The 14,280-nt window shown below is 38.6% G+C and carries 37 protein-coding genes; 36 read left to right on the top strand and 1 reads right to left on the bottom strand.

From position 1 onward, the window contains the following. The first annotated feature begins 3 nt into the window (after positions 1-3). The 10 genes from FZC88_RS07340 to FZC88_RS07305 all read left to right on the top strand — a co-directional run bounded on the left by FZC88_RS07340 (position 4) and on the right by FZC88_RS07305 (position 2,861). Positions 4-255: a hypothetical protein gene (locus tag FZC88_RS07340; RefSeq protein ID WP_148994208.1), complete on the top strand. Its 252-nt coding sequence runs from the start codon at positions 4-6 to the stop codon at positions 253-255. Next, complete coding sequence (locus FZC88_RS24420; RefSeq protein ID WP_262371779.1) at positions 252-377, top strand: hypothetical protein; 126 nt, start codon at positions 252-254, stop codon at positions 375-377. Before FZC88_RS07340 ends, FZC88_RS24420 begins: the two co-directional genes overlap by 4 nt. Continuing rightward, a complete protein-coding gene (locus FZC88_RS07335; RefSeq protein WP_262371778.1) occupies positions 370-1,044 on the top strand; it encodes an ERF family protein in 675 nt (224 codons plus the stop codon). The genes FZC88_RS24420 and FZC88_RS07335 overlap by 8 nt, the downstream gene beginning before the upstream one ends. A 95-nt stretch (positions 1,045-1,139) precedes the next feature. Next, positions 1,140-1,274, top strand: coding sequence for a hypothetical protein (locus FZC88_RS24415; RefSeq protein ID WP_262371777.1), 135 nt, complete (start codon positions 1,140-1,142; stop codon positions 1,272-1,274). Then, positions 1,271-1,375 (top strand): DNA-binding anti-repressor SinI, encoded by a 105-nt coding sequence (gene sinI, locus FZC88_RS07330; RefSeq protein ID WP_148994206.1) that lies wholly within the window; start codon positions 1,271-1,273, stop codon positions 1,373-1,375. The genes FZC88_RS24415 and sinI overlap by 4 nt, the downstream gene beginning before the upstream one ends. Then, on the top strand, positions 1,359-1,583 hold the full coding sequence (locus tag FZC88_RS07325; protein ID WP_148994205.1) for a hypothetical protein: 225 nt from the start codon (positions 1,359-1,361) through the stop codon (positions 1,581-1,583). Before sinI ends, FZC88_RS07325 begins: the two co-directional genes overlap by 17 nt. Next, positions 1,574-1,813 (top strand): hypothetical protein, encoded by a 240-nt coding sequence (locus tag FZC88_RS07320; RefSeq protein ID WP_148994204.1) that lies wholly within the window; start codon positions 1,574-1,576, stop codon positions 1,811-1,813. The genes FZC88_RS07325 and FZC88_RS07320 overlap by 10 nt, the downstream gene beginning before the upstream one ends. After that, positions 1,810-2,298, top strand: a complete 489-nt coding sequence (locus FZC88_RS07315; RefSeq protein WP_148994203.1) for a hypothetical protein — start codon at positions 1,810-1,812, stop codon at positions 2,296-2,298. Before FZC88_RS07320 ends, FZC88_RS07315 begins: the two co-directional genes overlap by 4 nt. Positions 2,299-2,344: 46 nt before the next feature. Further along, on the top strand, positions 2,345-2,602 hold the full coding sequence (locus tag FZC88_RS07310; protein ID WP_148994202.1) for a hypothetical protein: 258 nt from the start codon (positions 2,345-2,347) through the stop codon (positions 2,600-2,602). Positions 2,603-2,672: 70 nt separating this feature from the next. Next, positions 2,673-2,861, top strand: a complete 189-nt coding sequence (locus FZC88_RS07305) for a carboxypeptidase (protein ID WP_148994201.1) — start codon at positions 2,673-2,675, stop codon at positions 2,859-2,861. A gap of 9 nt (positions 2,862-2,870) precedes the next feature. On the opposite strand, the gene FZC88_RS07300 is transcribed toward FZC88_RS07305, so the two are convergent. Beyond that, positions 2,871-3,086: a helix-turn-helix domain-containing protein gene (locus FZC88_RS07300; RefSeq protein ID WP_148994200.1), complete on the bottom strand. Its 216-nt coding sequence runs from the start codon at positions 3,084-3,086 to the stop codon at positions 2,871-2,873. Positions 3,087-3,231: 145 nt separating this feature from the next. Between FZC88_RS07300 and FZC88_RS07295 the strand changes: the two genes are divergently transcribed. The 26 genes from FZC88_RS07295 (at position 3,232) to FZC88_RS07185 (ending at position 13,812) form a co-directional block, all read left to right on the top strand. Beyond that, positions 3,232-3,453, top strand: a complete 222-nt coding sequence (locus FZC88_RS07295; RefSeq protein WP_187443529.1) for a helix-turn-helix domain-containing protein — start codon at positions 3,232-3,234, stop codon at positions 3,451-3,453. After that, entirely contained in the window at positions 3,454-3,696 is a 243-nt protein-coding gene (locus tag FZC88_RS07290; protein WP_148994198.1) for a hypothetical protein, read from the top strand. Then, on the top strand, positions 3,696-4,418 hold the full coding sequence (locus FZC88_RS07285) for a phage antirepressor KilAC domain-containing protein (RefSeq protein ID WP_148994197.1): 723 nt from the start codon (positions 3,696-3,698) through the stop codon (positions 4,416-4,418). Before FZC88_RS07290 ends, FZC88_RS07285 begins: the two co-directional genes overlap by 1 nt. A gap of 87 nt (positions 4,419-4,505) precedes the next feature. After that, positions 4,506-5,180 (top strand): DnaD domain protein, encoded by a 675-nt coding sequence (locus FZC88_RS07280; RefSeq protein WP_148994196.1) that lies wholly within the window; start codon positions 4,506-4,508, stop codon positions 5,178-5,180. After that, the gene (locus FZC88_RS07275) at positions 5,128-5,931 is read left to right on the top strand and encodes an ATP-binding protein (protein ID WP_148994195.1); all 804 of its coding nucleotides are present in this window, start codon (positions 5,128-5,130) and stop codon (positions 5,929-5,931) included. Before FZC88_RS07280 ends, FZC88_RS07275 begins: the two co-directional genes overlap by 53 nt. 338 nt (positions 5,932-6,269) lie before the next feature. Then, a complete protein-coding gene (locus FZC88_RS07270; protein WP_148994194.1) occupies positions 6,270-6,734 on the top strand; it encodes a hypothetical protein in 465 nt (154 codons plus the stop codon). Beyond that, positions 6,731-7,273: an NUMOD4 domain-containing protein gene (locus FZC88_RS07265; protein ID WP_148994193.1), complete on the top strand. Its 543-nt coding sequence runs from the start codon at positions 6,731-6,733 to the stop codon at positions 7,271-7,273. The genes FZC88_RS07270 and FZC88_RS07265 overlap by 4 nt, the downstream gene beginning before the upstream one ends. After that, entirely contained in the window at positions 7,257-7,433 is a 177-nt protein-coding gene (locus FZC88_RS23930) for a hypothetical protein (protein ID WP_187443528.1), read from the top strand. Before FZC88_RS07265 ends, FZC88_RS23930 begins: the two co-directional genes overlap by 17 nt. 187 nt (positions 7,434-7,620) lie before the next feature. Continuing rightward, a complete protein-coding gene (locus FZC88_RS07260) occupies positions 7,621-7,863 on the top strand; it encodes a hypothetical protein (RefSeq protein WP_148994192.1) in 243 nt (80 codons plus the stop codon). Beyond that, positions 7,853-8,011, top strand: a complete 159-nt coding sequence (locus tag FZC88_RS23925) for a hypothetical protein (RefSeq protein ID WP_187443527.1) — start codon at positions 7,853-7,855, stop codon at positions 8,009-8,011. Before FZC88_RS07260 ends, FZC88_RS23925 begins: the two co-directional genes overlap by 11 nt. Then, positions 7,998-8,231, top strand: a complete 234-nt coding sequence (locus FZC88_RS07255; RefSeq protein ID WP_148994191.1) for a hypothetical protein — start codon at positions 7,998-8,000, stop codon at positions 8,229-8,231. Before FZC88_RS23925 ends, FZC88_RS07255 begins: the two co-directional genes overlap by 14 nt. A 21-nt stretch (positions 8,232-8,252) precedes the next feature. Then, positions 8,253-8,534, top strand: coding sequence for a hypothetical protein (locus tag FZC88_RS07250; protein ID WP_148994190.1), 282 nt, complete (start codon positions 8,253-8,255; stop codon positions 8,532-8,534). Positions 8,535-8,539: 5 nt separating this feature from the next. After that, the gene (locus tag FZC88_RS07245) at positions 8,540-8,884 is read left to right on the top strand and encodes a hypothetical protein (RefSeq protein WP_148994189.1); all 345 of its coding nucleotides are present in this window, start codon (positions 8,540-8,542) and stop codon (positions 8,882-8,884) included. Further along, positions 8,859-9,254 carry a hypothetical protein gene (locus FZC88_RS07240; RefSeq protein WP_148994188.1) on the top strand — a complete coding sequence of 132 codons (396 nt, stop codon included), beginning with the start codon at positions 8,859-8,861 and terminating at the stop codon, positions 9,252-9,254. Before FZC88_RS07245 ends, FZC88_RS07240 begins: the two co-directional genes overlap by 26 nt. Positions 9,255-9,258: 4 nt before the next feature. Then, a complete protein-coding gene (locus tag FZC88_RS07235; RefSeq protein WP_148994187.1) occupies positions 9,259-9,591 on the top strand; it encodes an HNH endonuclease in 333 nt (110 codons plus the stop codon). Between the two features lie 11 nt (positions 9,592-9,602). Then, positions 9,603-9,815 (top strand): hypothetical protein, encoded by a 213-nt coding sequence (locus FZC88_RS07230; RefSeq protein WP_148994186.1) that lies wholly within the window; start codon positions 9,603-9,605, stop codon positions 9,813-9,815. Positions 9,816-10,018: 203 nt separating this feature from the next. Beyond that, a complete protein-coding gene (locus tag FZC88_RS07225) occupies positions 10,019-10,462 on the top strand; it encodes a single-stranded DNA-binding protein (protein WP_148994185.1) in 444 nt (147 codons plus the stop codon). A gap of 25 nt (positions 10,463-10,487) precedes the next feature. Next, positions 10,488-10,742, top strand: coding sequence for a hypothetical protein (locus FZC88_RS07220; protein ID WP_148994184.1), 255 nt, complete (start codon positions 10,488-10,490; stop codon positions 10,740-10,742). Further along, entirely contained in the window at positions 10,739-11,221 is a 483-nt protein-coding gene (locus FZC88_RS07215) for a dUTP diphosphatase (protein WP_148994183.1), read from the top strand. Before FZC88_RS07220 ends, FZC88_RS07215 begins: the two co-directional genes overlap by 4 nt. Beyond that, positions 11,221-11,352: a BH0509 family protein gene (locus tag FZC88_RS07210; protein ID WP_148994182.1), complete on the top strand. Its 132-nt coding sequence runs from the start codon at positions 11,221-11,223 to the stop codon at positions 11,350-11,352. Before FZC88_RS07215 ends, FZC88_RS07210 begins: the two co-directional genes overlap by 1 nt. Next, positions 11,349-11,543, top strand: a complete 195-nt coding sequence (locus tag FZC88_RS07205) for a hypothetical protein (protein ID WP_148994181.1) — start codon at positions 11,349-11,351, stop codon at positions 11,541-11,543. The genes FZC88_RS07210 and FZC88_RS07205 overlap by 4 nt, the downstream gene beginning before the upstream one ends. Next, the gene (locus FZC88_RS07200; protein WP_148994180.1) at positions 11,543-11,974 is read left to right on the top strand and encodes a DUF1064 domain-containing protein; all 432 of its coding nucleotides are present in this window, start codon (positions 11,543-11,545) and stop codon (positions 11,972-11,974) included. Before FZC88_RS07205 ends, FZC88_RS07200 begins: the two co-directional genes overlap by 1 nt. A 193-nt stretch (positions 11,975-12,167) precedes the next feature. Next, positions 12,168-12,668, top strand: a complete 501-nt coding sequence (locus FZC88_RS07195) for a hypothetical protein (RefSeq protein ID WP_148994179.1) — start codon at positions 12,168-12,170, stop codon at positions 12,666-12,668. Next, positions 12,665-12,820 (top strand): hypothetical protein, encoded by a 156-nt coding sequence (locus FZC88_RS23920; protein ID WP_187443526.1) that lies wholly within the window; start codon positions 12,665-12,667, stop codon positions 12,818-12,820. The genes FZC88_RS07195 and FZC88_RS23920 overlap by 4 nt, the downstream gene beginning before the upstream one ends. Positions 12,821-12,901: 81 nt before the next feature. Further along, the gene (locus tag FZC88_RS07190; protein ID WP_187443525.1) at positions 12,902-13,324 is read left to right on the top strand and encodes an ArpU family phage packaging/lysis transcriptional regulator; all 423 of its coding nucleotides are present in this window, start codon (positions 12,902-12,904) and stop codon (positions 13,322-13,324) included. Positions 13,325-13,548: 224 nt separating this feature from the next. Beyond that, positions 13,549-13,812: a hypothetical protein gene (locus tag FZC88_RS07185; protein WP_148994177.1), complete on the top strand. Its 264-nt coding sequence runs from the start codon at positions 13,549-13,551 to the stop codon at positions 13,810-13,812. Positions 13,813-14,280: the final 468 nt, after the last annotated feature.

Raw genomic sequence — 14,280 nt, 5'->3', positions numbered from 1 at the left:
CAAATGGAAATCTATCCAGGTGACATAATCGTGACAGATAAAGGGACTTACCTTTTATTATCGGCAGAAGGATTCGACTTAATTGAAAATGTTTTTGATTCTTTTGAAGTAGTTAAATACATCCTTGTAAACGTCAAATTTGGAAGTATGGAAGCTTATGATTTCAACTTAGAAAGTTTGCTTTCTTATTACGAAGTAAGAGAAGTGATTCCTAATCTTAAATCTCAACACAGATTAAAGGAGGAATCCCAATGAAAATATACATCGTAAACGGCAAATCCTGTTACTCCAATTTCCAGCCGATCCCCGACCAAGTGTATTACATGATGATTGAGAATGACGAGATTACGGAAACGGAGGAAATTAACCATGACTGAGCCTAAGTTAAACATTTACCAGAAGTTAGTTGAAGTAAGGAAGAATATTGGAGCTTTCACAAAGGATAGTGACAGTTACGGTTACTCATATGTAAGTGGTACGCAAGTGTTAAGAAAGATTCAAGCGAAGATGGATGAACTACAAATCCTTCTTATGCCGAAAGTGTTAAATCAATCGTACTCAACCTTTGATTATAAGGACAAAAAAGGCAATGACAAAACAGATTTTATTGTAACGGCTGAAATGAATTATGTATGGGTGAATGCTGAAAACCCAGAGGAAACAATCGAGATCCCTTTCCCTACATTCGGCCAACAGGATGACATTTCAAAGGCGTTCGGTAGTGGATTGACTTACTCGGAACGTTACTTCCTTCTTAAATTCTTTGGAATCCCTACAGACGGTGATGATCCAGATGCGAAAGATACGAGTGGTAAAAGCGCCAATAAGAAAAATTACAGTGGTGGCGGTGGTAAACAAGCGAGTGAGAAGCAACTCAACCTTGTTAACTCCTTACTAAAGAAAAAGATTAACGATCAGTGGTCATACGATGCCCTATATAACAACTTAAAGCAGAAGATAGGCACTACTAAGGAAATCGAAAGTTGGAGCGTAGGCGAAGCATCTAAAGCCATAGAGATACTCCAGGGTGGCAAAAGTGCATAAAACCACAGAAGAGTACATCCAAACCCTTGAAGAGACAGTGGAGTTTTTAAAACAAATAACCGGGGCGAAACACTAGCCCCTTTGGAGGTTTATATATGGGAATCCCATTCTTACTAATTCTGATGTCTATTCTAGGTGTAATTGTAGTCGCAGCTTACAAAGTATCTCCTAGTCGTGTGAAGCGTATGATCTGTACATTCTTTGAGATTGAAACGGGGGAATTGAAATGAACGAATGGAAAGCACTTGTAAAGGAAGCGTTATCAATCGGAATTAAGCCGGAAGAAATATTGAAATTCATTAAGGAGAAATCAAATGAACGCACCAACTAAACAACGAATTTTATCTGTCGCAAAGATCACACTCGTTATCAAATTAGAGGATTTACAAAAACAATTAGGCAACCACAACTCACTTTACCTCATAGAACTCTACATAAAGCAACTACACAGTGAGGGCCATAACATCAAAGTGGTAAACGGCTATGTGAAATATAATCCTGGATTAATCGAAAAAGTGAGGGAAAAAGTATGGAACTAAAACAATATTTCACACACAACATTTCGTCAGCTAAGCGTGAGGAAGTCGAGAAGTCCCTACAAGCCAAATTAGACGATGGACGGGAGTTAGTAAAGGACATCACCAATTTAAACAGTGCTGGACGCTTATATGATCCACATGGTCGCAAGTTTGATGGGTATGTCATGGCGAAATATCAGTGTACAGTTCGCAAAGAGAAATCTAAAGTGTTAATGGGAAGGAATGGATGATAATGATTGCAAAGGAACACGAATTAACGAAGGAAGATTATGAATTAGCTGAAAGTCGAGGAATTGACAAGAAAACCTTATACGCTCGTTTCTACGTCCACTACTGGAACAAAGATGAAGCCATGACACGTCCAGTCAGACGACACTCTAAGTCACCTTGGAGAGCCAAATGCAAGGAGTTAGGCATTGTAGACGTATTGACCTACGATAACTGTTTACGGTACGGATGGGACGAAGAGAAGGCAGCGACTACCCCAGCTATGACCCGGGAAGAAATCGCCAAACAGAATCGTGATCGTCAACGTAAATACCCGGCATGGGTGTATGAAGAAGTGGAGAAAAACGAAATCCCTATCCGAACATTTCAGAGTCGGGTAAGTAAACAAGGGTGGACGATGGAAGAAGCGTGTACATTGCCTGTGGGAACGCATTTGGTAGATTACTACCGTAATAGAGTGAAGGAATTGGAGAGTAAGAGTAGTTAATGGAGTTTTGACTCAAAATACACAATAAGAAAACGGAGGTAAACAAATGAAAACTTATAAGAATCAAGTATTAGTGTTACCAATGGGAATGAAAGTGAATGCTAATAAATCAAAAAGTCCTAACTATGAAATTCTTATCAAAAATAGTTGTATTTCTATGGAAAACCGGAGAAAAACTTTGAAAATAGGTAATGCCATTAGATTAAAGGCCTTTAACGAGGATACAACAATTGAAAATTGCCGATTGTTTTTTGAAGGTACAATGACTTCTGACGGAATTATTCCTTGTAGCGTAATGGAATAAATGGCAAGCTTTGACCATTTAGAATTGTGACGTAGTTCGACCATATACCGACAAAGAGAGGATGAATGAAATGGGAAGAAAACCAGTTGAACCAGAAACACCAAGAAGTGTAAAAACAGTCGAAGTTATTCAGACGGTATCTATAAGAGGTAATGGAGTTGATACCGTATTAAGAGAGGTTACTCAATATTGGGATAAAGATGGAACATTATTAGCTGAAAATGACCCATGTGCGCTCAATGACGAGGTTGATTTATAAGAGAGGATGTTAGTCCTCTCTCTGTTCTTCCAGGTAAAGTAGATCACCCGGCTCACACTTAAATAAGTCGCACAGCCTTCCTATAACGTCAAATGTTATCTGAATGGATTCCTCATGGTATAGCTTGGAAATTGATTTTCTACTCAATCCTGTGGCATCTGAAACGTCCTGGATATTCATTTTTTGTTTAGCCATCATGACCCTTAGGTTGTTTCGTACTATCATCTTGTCCCACCTCACTACCTATTGTACTCACTATGTATTCATTATATACCATTGTAACAAAAATTTTTAGTGGAAAATACAACCTATGGGGTGTACAAGACTACCGATGGGTGGTATAATATTAATTAGAAAGGAGGTCAGACACATGCAAACGGTAGAAATCAAGCTTCATGAGATTATGGCCAAGAGAAACATCAAGACGATCGAGCAACTACATAAACTCTCTGGGCTTTCACGTAAGTCAATCTCGAAGGCTTACAACAAAAAGAACAAACGAATAGATGTTGAAGCGTTAGCAACACTTTGTGAGGTATTGGATTGTGAAATCAGCGAATTGCTCGTATTAGAAAATAAGGAGGAACAATAAATGTTATATAGCTTAATTACAGTTTATGAAACGAAAAATAATTTATATAAAGTATACGGACAAGGTGTTCTTGTTGAGTCTAAAGTAGACGGATTGAATCAAATATTCCTAGGTGAGTATAAATCGTTAGATAAAGCAAACCAAAGGGCAGAACTTGAAGCTGCTTCTCACGATTGCCCGGTTGTTGAAGTTTTGTTAGGTGCTAGGGTTTCATTCAGAGATATTAACTTGGAGGTGGTTTAATGAATGAATTAATCACAACTAATCATAATGAACAAGGTGAAATTATTGTAAGTGGGAGAGAATTGCATGAGTTTTTGGGAGTGAAAACTGCATATAAAGATTGGTTTCCAAGAATGCTGAATTATGGTTTTGAAGAAAATATTGACTTCATTACAATCGCTCAAAAAAGAGCAGTTGCAAATGGCGGATATAAGATGGTTGATGACCATCATCTCAAACTAGATATGTCAAAAGAGATTGCGATGATTCAACGAACCGATAAAGGAAAACAAGCAAGACAGTATTTCCTCCACCTTGAAAAAATGTGGAACAGTCCAGAAATGGTTATGAAGCGAGCATTGGAATATGCAGATAAACAGATTGCTGAAATGAAATCTAAATTGGAGTTGAACAAGCCTAAAGTATTGTTTGCAGAAGCACTTGAAACCTCTAATACTTCTATTCTAGTCGGGGAATTGGCAAAGTTGCTTAAACAAAACGGTATCAGCATTGGACAGAATCGCTTGTTTGATTGGTTGAGGGATAACGGTTATCTCATTAAACGCAACGGTGAAACGTACAATCTGCCTACTCAATACAGTATGGAAAATGAATGGTTCGAGATTAAAAAACGGCAAATAAATAACCCTGACGGATCAGTCAGAGTCACCAAGACACCTAAAGTCACAGGTAAGGGGCAGATATATTTCATCAATAAGTTTTTGGAAGAAAAGGAAGCCTAGACGCTGCAACGTCATAAAGGCTCAAATAAAACGACTTAATATCAGTATATCAGATTACGGACAAGTTATACCAACGAGGTGAAATAAATGCAAAAAAGCTACTACGCAATTATACCAGCAAATGTGCGTTATGACAAAGACCTAACACCAAACGCTAAACTACTTTACGGAGAGATCACCGCCCTATGTAACGAAAGAGGTTATTGCTGGGCGGGTAACGGTTACTTTTCGGATTTATACAAAGTCAGTAAGAAATCAGTATCAACATGGATTAATCAACTCATTTCAAAAGGATATATCACATCAGAACTTGTTTACAAAGAGGGTAGTAAAGAAATTCTCTATAGGTACTTACGAATTGTTCTAGGGGGTATGGAAGAAAACGTTAATACCCCTATGGAAGAAAAGGTTATAGATAATAATACATCTTTTAATAATACATTTAATATAACTACTACTACTAATGCCTTCCAATTTTATGAACAGAATTTCGGAATGTTATCTTCTCACCTTATGCAAGACATATCAGCTTGGGTTGATGACTTTAACGGAAATGAGGACATTATCATTGAAGCATTGAAAATCTCCTTAGAACGTAATAAGCGTAATTGGGGATATACAAAAGCCATATTGAAGGATTGGCATGGTAAAGGTGCTAAAACATTGTCTGATGTTCAAGCCTTAGACAACGAACACAAGCCTAAAGGAAGTGGTCAAACTGGAAAGCATAAAGAACCAACTCCATACGATAACATCTTCTAAGTTTCAGATAATCGGAGAACGAACCTGTGAACATTGCCAGGCAACAGTACAGATCATACAAACGGCAAAAGGTGAAGTAAGCGAGTGTATCAACTGTGAAAATCTGAAACTATCGAAAGAACACACAGACTATGTAGAGCAGAATAAACCTAAAGACCATGAACGACTTCATATACGTTACTCAAACGTCCCATATGACCTAGAGGGTGCTACATTCAAGACTTACATACCTAAACACCCTACGCAGAAAGAAGCGCTTAAAAAGGCTGTCTGGTACGCTAACAACTTTGATACGTTGGATGAATGGAACTCACTCCTATTCAAAGGAACATACGGCATAGGGAAAAGCCACTTATCAAAAGCCATTATGGACAGGCTCATGGAAAACGGAAAGAGCTGCATCTTCATAGACGTACCCAGCCTAATGGATAAGATTAAGAACACATTTAAGACAGGGGAATCCACAGAAGAGTTATACAACGCAGTCAGTAAAGCAGATATGGTCATATTCGATGATTTGGGAGCAGAGTATATCAAACAGTCTGAAAACGGTGAATCGTTTGTGGGAGAGGTACTATTCAAAATGTTCTCCAATCGAAACGGAAAGCCGAAGATCATCACGACAAACTGCTCATCGAAGGAATTAATCGCTATGTATGGAAAGAATGGTTCAAGGATTATCTCGCGTATGAGAAAAGGTACAAAGGTAGTAGTAGTTGAAGGCGAGGATATGAGGTTACAAGATTTCTAGGAGGAATGAAGATGGGTCATTTCATGACAAAAGAAGGAACGGCAATACAATGCAGAAATTGCCTTTATTGGACTAGAAAAATAATCAATACAGGAACGTGTGGTCATGCGAGCCAAAAGTTAGGTAGATATACAAACTCATTCCATTCATGTTCTGAATTTTGGCCCAAGGCAGAATATAGACTATGACCTGTCCTAAATGTTCCAATCAAGGTCGCTACTACACACATGAAGCAGGGGTAACGCACATTATCCCTTGCTCCTGTAAACAGTCTATGACAGTAAGACAAGCAAAAGAACAGGAATACAAGAAATTCTGTGAAAGGTTTGAACAGGCTTATGAGAAAGAGTACGGATACAAGCCGAATAAAGAGTACGACTACTGCATTGGGTGACTTGAATCATGAGTGGACGATAGAGAATGAGAGGGAGTTTATCAGACTATACGAAGATACACCCTTACATGAGTTAGTGGATCACTTCAACAGACCGGAAGAAGAAATAATCGTCATGGCCCTACACGTTAAACGGCAGCATAGAATCATGGAGGAATTGGAGTTAAAAGAGGGTGTAACGCATGACAAGGCAAGTCGTATGAACTACCACCCTATATATCACGACAGACAGGGCGAAGAATGGACGGTAGAGGAAATCCAATACCTTTGTACCTGGCACGACTTAGACGGCTTAAATAAGGTTGCTCTAGCGTTAGGGAGGACACCTAAAACATTATCCAGTCAATTAGGAAACGTTCGGAAGTTAGGAATGTACCACCACTACAGAAAACGGGAGGAAATCGTATGAGAAATCTGGTTTGGAAACCCGTCGGAGGATATGAAGGTTTTTATGAGGTTAGTAGTTCAGGTGATATAAGGGGTGTGGAAAGAGTAACTACCCATGGGAGAAGGATTAAAAGTAAGTTGAGAAAATTATACATCGGAAATCATGGATATAAATTCACAATGTTGAACAAAGACGGAAAACAAAAATCACTGACCGTTCATAGACTTGTTGCGAATGCTTTTATCCCTAACCCCGAAAATAAAGGTGATGTAAACCACATTGACGGAAACAAAATGAATAATTCTGTTGATAATCTTGAATGGTTAACCAGATCCGAAAATATAAGACACGCACATAAATTGGGATTGAATACATTCGTGGGTGCTAAAGGGGAAAAACATCATAATTCGAAATTAACAGAAAGTCGAGTAAAAGAAATTAAGATTCTCATTTCGAGAGGTAAGTCTAACAAAGAAATATCAGAAATATTCAATATAAAAACATATATCATTTCCAACATTAGGAATGGGAGGAATTGGAAACATGTCAAAGCAAATTAACATGAACTTCGAGGATATTCCAGAAAGCTACCGATTCACGACAGAGGAAAGAATCAGCAAAGCCCTTGGACGTAAGGTTAATCTCCATCACGAACGCATCATAGACATCCAAAACGAATTACTCACAAAGGTTGAGCAATATAAAGCTGAATACCAGTAAACGGTACAGGCGGTAAGACAACATTTGGTGGAGGGGAAGAAATGAGCAAGGAAGCTTACTATTGCTTTAGTTGCGACGGTCAAATAGAAGAACATCTTGTCAAGAAAGCGGAAAAAACAGGTAAATATAGCGGGCTATGCCAATGGTGTAAAGACTTACAAAGGAACTTTAAAAAGGGGGATTCACAATGAAGGATGAATTAATTTTACTTTTAGCATTTGATGCCTTGCTCTATGGAATGGATGAAGAATATGAACCAGCTTCAGAAAATCAATTGAAAATGATACGGAGTAAGTTGATTGAAGAGTACGGATTAAAGCTTATATCAACCGACCAAAAATTGGACGAAATACAAGGTAAAATCATTTCGGATATCCGAGGCATGAGAGATTCATTGATTAAGGAAGTGGAAGAACACTATGGAAAATAAAAAGCAAATCATGACAAAAGAATGGTACGAGAAGATAGCGAACAGTGATTTGGCGAAGAAGTATAATCAGAAGCCGTCATGGGATGAACATGTGAAGATGAAGGCAGATTATCTGAAACGGAGAGGTGAGAAGTGTGAAAGCATTTGATGTAAATGGAACTGAAATTAAATCTGGCGACATAGTGAAAATCGTAAAGGCTCCATTGGTAAAACATAATTGGTTGAAAGTGGGCAATACATTGCGAGTATCTTACTGGGAAGAACGTCCGTTGGGAAATGATTACGTTTGTGTTTTCTTGGAATCTAAAAAAGGCGGAAAAATATGCAGTATGGGTATTCAAGATAAACGGTTGGAAGTAATTCAATAAAAAGGTTAAGGGGTGTCTAACATGCAAGAAGGTGACTATGTATATATCCAATACTTCAAGTACAAAGCATACGCCTTCATCGTAGATACAACAAACGAACGCTATTACAGAATCGTCAAGGTATATAGAGAGGGCGAGGACGGGGTGAAGCATCACTACAAGGAAGTGAAAGAGGATGCGGTGTTAGTAGACTTACTGAAACCACTTGAAACGAAAGTATACCCAGAAGATATACAAGTATTAATCAACCTGTCGCTGGATAGCGGGGATAAAGATTGGTTTGAGGAATTAATGAGAGGGTGAAGAGGATGAAGGTTGCTGAAAGGTTAGTTTACACCAAAAAAGAAAACGAACGGTTAAAACGTGAATTAGAGGTAAGGGAAATGGCTATCAAGGATTTACAAGAACAGAACGAAGATAAACAAGCGTTGATTGACAAGGGAAAATGGTTATTGGAAAAAGAAGAACGAAATTACCTTAACACTCTATCGAAGTTAACTCACCTTGACGCTGAACTCGAAAATAAGCGAGAAGAGTTAAGACAGGCAAGGGAAGAAGTGGTAAGCCAGGGGAAAGAGTTAGAACATTTACGGCCTTTGATGGTTCTGTATATGAAGGAGAAGGTGGATGGATCCCAAAATACTCCAAGGTAAGTATATAGCTAGTGAACTAACACCAGGAGAAACAATTCAATTTAGGGATTATCTTCTTGAGAACCTGGACGCTCCATTTAGAGAAGATAGACTTAATAAGTTAGATAAGCTCATTAAGTCAGAAGAGAAATACAACAGAGCGAGAAACGAGTTAAAGCAAAGACAATACAATGCAGCACTCGAATATAAACACCTCACCGAGAAATGGGAAGAACACGGGGCTTACTTCAAAACAATAGAAAAGAGATTAGTGAAGTGGTATTACAAGGATGAATGCTTCTTCATGTGGTGGAGTCAAGTGGAAGCAATCGAACACACGGAAGCTGCAAAGAAGGCAGATGAGATATTCGATGAATTAATTAAGGGGTGATAGTTTGCTAGGTGAATATAATCCATACTCAAAGAGTCAACAGACAAACCACAACAGACGCACACCTAAACAGAAGGACAGAGGAAAGTTCTCATCCAAGACCATCAAAGAAATATGCGAACGTGACAATTACCAGTGTGTACGGTGCGGATCATACTATTTAGAGAAAATACCGCACCATGTTTTCTATAAGTCACAGATGGGCCAAGGAGTAAAACGAAACGGTGTATCCATTTGTATCAACTGCCATAGAGAAGCACATGCTTTGAAATCGGTTCGTAAGTGGTTTGAAGAATGGGTTGAGAAGAACCTAGATGAAAACGGAGATTACCTATAAGGGGTGTTCATATGGATGAAGTGGAGCGAGTATTCGTTGAAACATCGGAACATTACGAGGAAATCAATCAACGGTTAGCAGAAGAGAATAAGCATCTGAAACAACAGTTAAGCAATAAGAATCGGAAAATTAAAGAACTCACCAGGGTAATCAACAAAAAGAAAAAGAAAGAGAAGCAGCACTTCAAGAACGGCAAACGTGGAACTCAAAAGAATGGAGGGTGAAACGTGAAGCGTTGGGTGAAACAAAAGACCATTAAAACAGTAGATGGGGACACCTTACAGAAGGTGATCGTATACGAATGTAAGCCCCGGAAATATGACTATCTTGTATTCATCAGAAAATAAGCATAGAAAGTCACATGTTAACATTACAGTCAAATCTAAAAATGGACAAGAGGAACATATATTCTTAGGAGGAATTAACTATGATTAACAACGGAACTTGGGTAGGACGATTAACGAATGATCCATCACTAACTTATACACCAGACGGTAAGCCTGTAGTGAAATTTACTTTAGCGGTATCGAGGTCATTTAAGAATAAGCAAGGTGAAATAGATGCTGACTTTATCCCGGTAGAGTTTTGGGGAGGTAACGCAGCGGAAAACGTTGCGAATACACTTCAAAAAGGAGATACGGCAGGTGTGCCGGGTGCGATTAGAACGAGCAGCAGAGATAAAGACGGTAGACGAGAATACTTTTGGAGTGTGAATGCTGAAAGAGTGCAATTTATCACGGTCAAGAAGTGGAACGAAAACAATCAATCTACAAATCAATCAAGCAGTCAAAATAACAACAAACTAAATGATGATCCATTCACCAATGACAATGTGCCAATTGACATTGACTCGGATGATTTACCCTTTTAACGCACTAAAGTAATGAGGTGAACACATGAAATGGGATATAGCTTCCAAACGTCAACTACTACAAATTGCCTTGCATGAGGATTGCGACTTAAACGATAAATACGCAGCGGCAAGAGAGCTTCAAATCAATCAATGGTCGGATGATATGATACCTGATTTAATCTTGCTATATGGGAGAGGGCACTCTCTCCTATCTATAGCAGTGGAACTTGGGATAGAGCAATACATGGTGCAGAACAAAATAAATGAATACGGGTTGAAAAGGAGAAGTGGATCATGAACCTATTACCATATTATGAGATACAACGATGTTTAGATGACCGGATAAAGAAAGATCACGAGATTCCAGATGATGTCTTGGAACTGAAAATAATCGCATTTAAGGTGGAGTTGGGTGAGTTAGCGAACAGTAACCGATTCTTTAAATTTTGGAGTAACAAATCATCGGATGAGAGAGAAGTAGTCTTAGAAGAATTTTGTGACGGCATCCACTTCCTTTTATCAATAGCAATCGAAAGAGGATGGGATAGGTTCGTTAAAGAAGTAAAAGCTTCACGATTCGATAAACAACACAAGTCGCTTGGGGAGTTATTCAATGACCTTTTTCAATCGGGATTAAACTCATGCGGTGAATGGGCGAGGATGTTCCGGTATTACTTAGCGATTGGCGATCAACTTGGATTCAGTGAAGAGGATATACAGATTGCGTACGTGAAGAAGAACGAAAAAAATCATGCTAGACAGACGGAGGGATATTAATGACCAAAGAGGAAAGAAACAACCTCATTGAATGGTTAGTCGCTGCCACAGGATACAATCGCTCCTACTTTGACAGTATGAAAGATGAATCCATTGAAAAGATGTATGAAGAAATGTTGGTGAAGGGATGATCGTAGTCATTGGGTGTTTCGTAATCGGATTACTTGTTATTTCCGTAATGGGCTTGTTAGTCGGTATGGCATTCGGCCTTGAAACTGGTGGCGAGGTAATGGTAGGGATTTTGATAGCTATGGTCATACCTTTGATAATTGGAATATACGAATTTGGTCAGTATATAGCAAGTGGATTGGGGTTGATGTAATGGGTAAGAAAATAAACAGTGTAAAAGTAATCATTGACGGTCATGAATTCGACTCAACCAGTGAAGGCCAATACTATGAATATCTTAAAAGTCGTGATGATATATCAGACATAGCCCTACAACCTCACTACACGCTCGTAGAATCGTTTCAGTTTGAATGTAGACGTTGTATCAAGGGGAGAGTTAAGTCACCCAAAACAGGCAATATGATTAAATGCAAGGCATGTAACGGAGAGGGATATAGAAGCAAGCAACCTTGGACATATAAAGCAGACTTCAAAGTCACATACGATAACGGAAAAGTGGAAGTGATTGATGTAAAGGGGTGGGCGAATGAACGCTTTCCCCTGGTACGCAAAATGTTCGAGTATACACAAGGGTTTGAGTTATTGGTCGTGAAGAAGCATAAAGGGGGATGGAAGTATGTTTGATTGGTTAGTTTTAATATCAGTTTATTTAACCTTAATTTTGGGGTGTATGGTTTTGCTAACAGGCATGATATTTCTCTGGGATTGGCTATTCGATAAAATTGTTGACGAGTTGAAGTTAAAGAAAAGTTTCGTGGAATTCTTGTACAAGAAGTATTCAGAAAAGAATAAAAGACCGGAATAAAGGGGTGAGTAAATGACTCAACCAACAGAGGATATATTCCGAGAGCAACCAGTTGATATAGAAGCTCTACGGAAAGAGGTGAAGGACGATATCCCGGACACAATCCGGGACGTCATCCGGAAACACAACCAAATGCTCACATTCATCAATAAGTATGAAGAGGATATAGACGCGCTAACACCCTTTAAAATTAGCAAACTCCAATACTACTACAACAAGGCAGAGAGGGAAGCGTGGAAGCTTGCAGGGTACTTTAAAAGTCAGTATCAATATTACTATGGTAAAGCGAGTACAGAACGTGGACAGTTTTATATATACGAACGTGAGACAAACAAAGTGACGGTGAATGACTCCAATTATCGAAGTAAGGTCCAAGAGGGCATCAACCAAGAGATATCAGGCATATATGAAGGCCATTACGTTACATGGAAAGGAATCGCTACCAGCTACGCAGGGGCTATGCTCACCATGAAGGATATGATCAAGGCTATTGATAAAGAAGGGGGAAGTTGAATGGTTACTACATTAAAGGTGGTTCTAATTATATTTTAATACTGTTCGCAATGGGGGCGATTGCAGAAAGTGACAAGAAAGCCCAAAACCAACATGCGTATACATTCATATTTACTGTTTCGATGACAGTCATGGTATTTTTCCTACTGTAAGGAGGATGAATGAATGATTAACACTGTAATTATGTTTCTAGCTTTTGTATGCCTAGTCGGATTTATATTGGGGGAGAGAAGATGATAGATCAACTACAATTCATTGATACGAGCATCCCGAAAGAAGCCAAAAGAAAAGCTCAAAAACTTATGAGCCGTTACCGTATGCTGGATGCCATTATAGAATCAAGGCAGCTCAAAACAAACAAGATGACCGTCAACTATGACGCAAGTGAATCGCAAAGGGGAAACCAGTTCCACAGTCAGACAGAGGAACTAGCCATGAATGAGATACAACTAGAGGAATATATACTTACGAAGAAGAAGCTAGACCTGATATTTGATTCACTGAAACCGGATCAGCAGAAGATATGGGAGCAACGATACATGTTAGGGATGTATGATACAGATGTATTCTTGAACCTGGGAATACCACACAGGACGTATTACCGATTGAAGAAGGAAATGATTGCAGTGGTGGCAGAGGGAATGGGATTGGTGTAGTAAAATGTTTTGAAGGGGTGGTAAGCTTGAAGATGCTTTGTATTAAGCTAATGTGTTTAATATTTTGCTTTCCGTTTTATCCATTTCACTTATTCGCAAAGTGGTATGAATACTCAGGGAACGGTGTCGAAACGAATTTTAAAAAAGAATCAAAGGAGTACTGGAGAGAAGTTATTGTGTTACTTACGTATAAACGAACAATACGATGAAAAGGGGAAGTTAAAATGAATATTGCGGAAATTAAAGGAAGAACAAATATGTGTTCTGAAGGTTATGTTGTCTTGCCGGAAGATTATGTTAAACTCATCGAAGGAATTGCAGAAAGGGGCCTGAAAATAAAACAACAAGAGGAAATAATCATCAACCACGCAAAGGAGATTGATACATGGAAAGAAAGATATTTTAATTTAATTGAGCATCATCGGGATTATTTCATTGAACAATCAAAAGAAAGTTTAAAAGCACTTAGCGAATTAAATAAACAGTAAATCGTAATACTTTGGCACTATTTCGCACTAAAAAGGACAGGATTTTCCAAGAAATCCGTTATACAATGGTACTATAACAAGTTTATCTTTGATGTATAATATCTAAAAAAACGTTCCGCAGTGGCTCACGTAGTCCTTCGTCGGTCTAAATAATCAATGAAAGGTTATTTACCCTCTTATTCAAGACTCTAGATAGCGACTAGGGTCTTTTCTTTTTATAGGTGTGCATGTTCTAAGGTAGCGAGTCGGTCTCCAAAACCGTCTGTAGCAGGTTCGATTCCTGCCCCGCCTGTTAAAGATATACACAACAGTCCAATAAACTGTGATTGGTCGTGACGTGCAAGCCATCAATGTCTTATATAAACGAAACAGAGAATCACTAGGACTGCCTGAGGGTTCTCTTTCTCTTTGTATAAAGGGTATCAAGGTATCTTTCATAGAGAGAGAAAACAAAGGGAGGATTCACAT

This window comes from Rossellomorea aquimaris, assembly GCF_008180865.1.
Lineage (GTDB): Bacteria > Bacillota > Bacilli > Bacillales > Bacillaceae_B > Rossellomorea > Rossellomorea yichunensis.
Note: the sequence above shows the minus strand (reverse complement) of the source record. Positions and strands in the feature narration are given on the sequence as shown.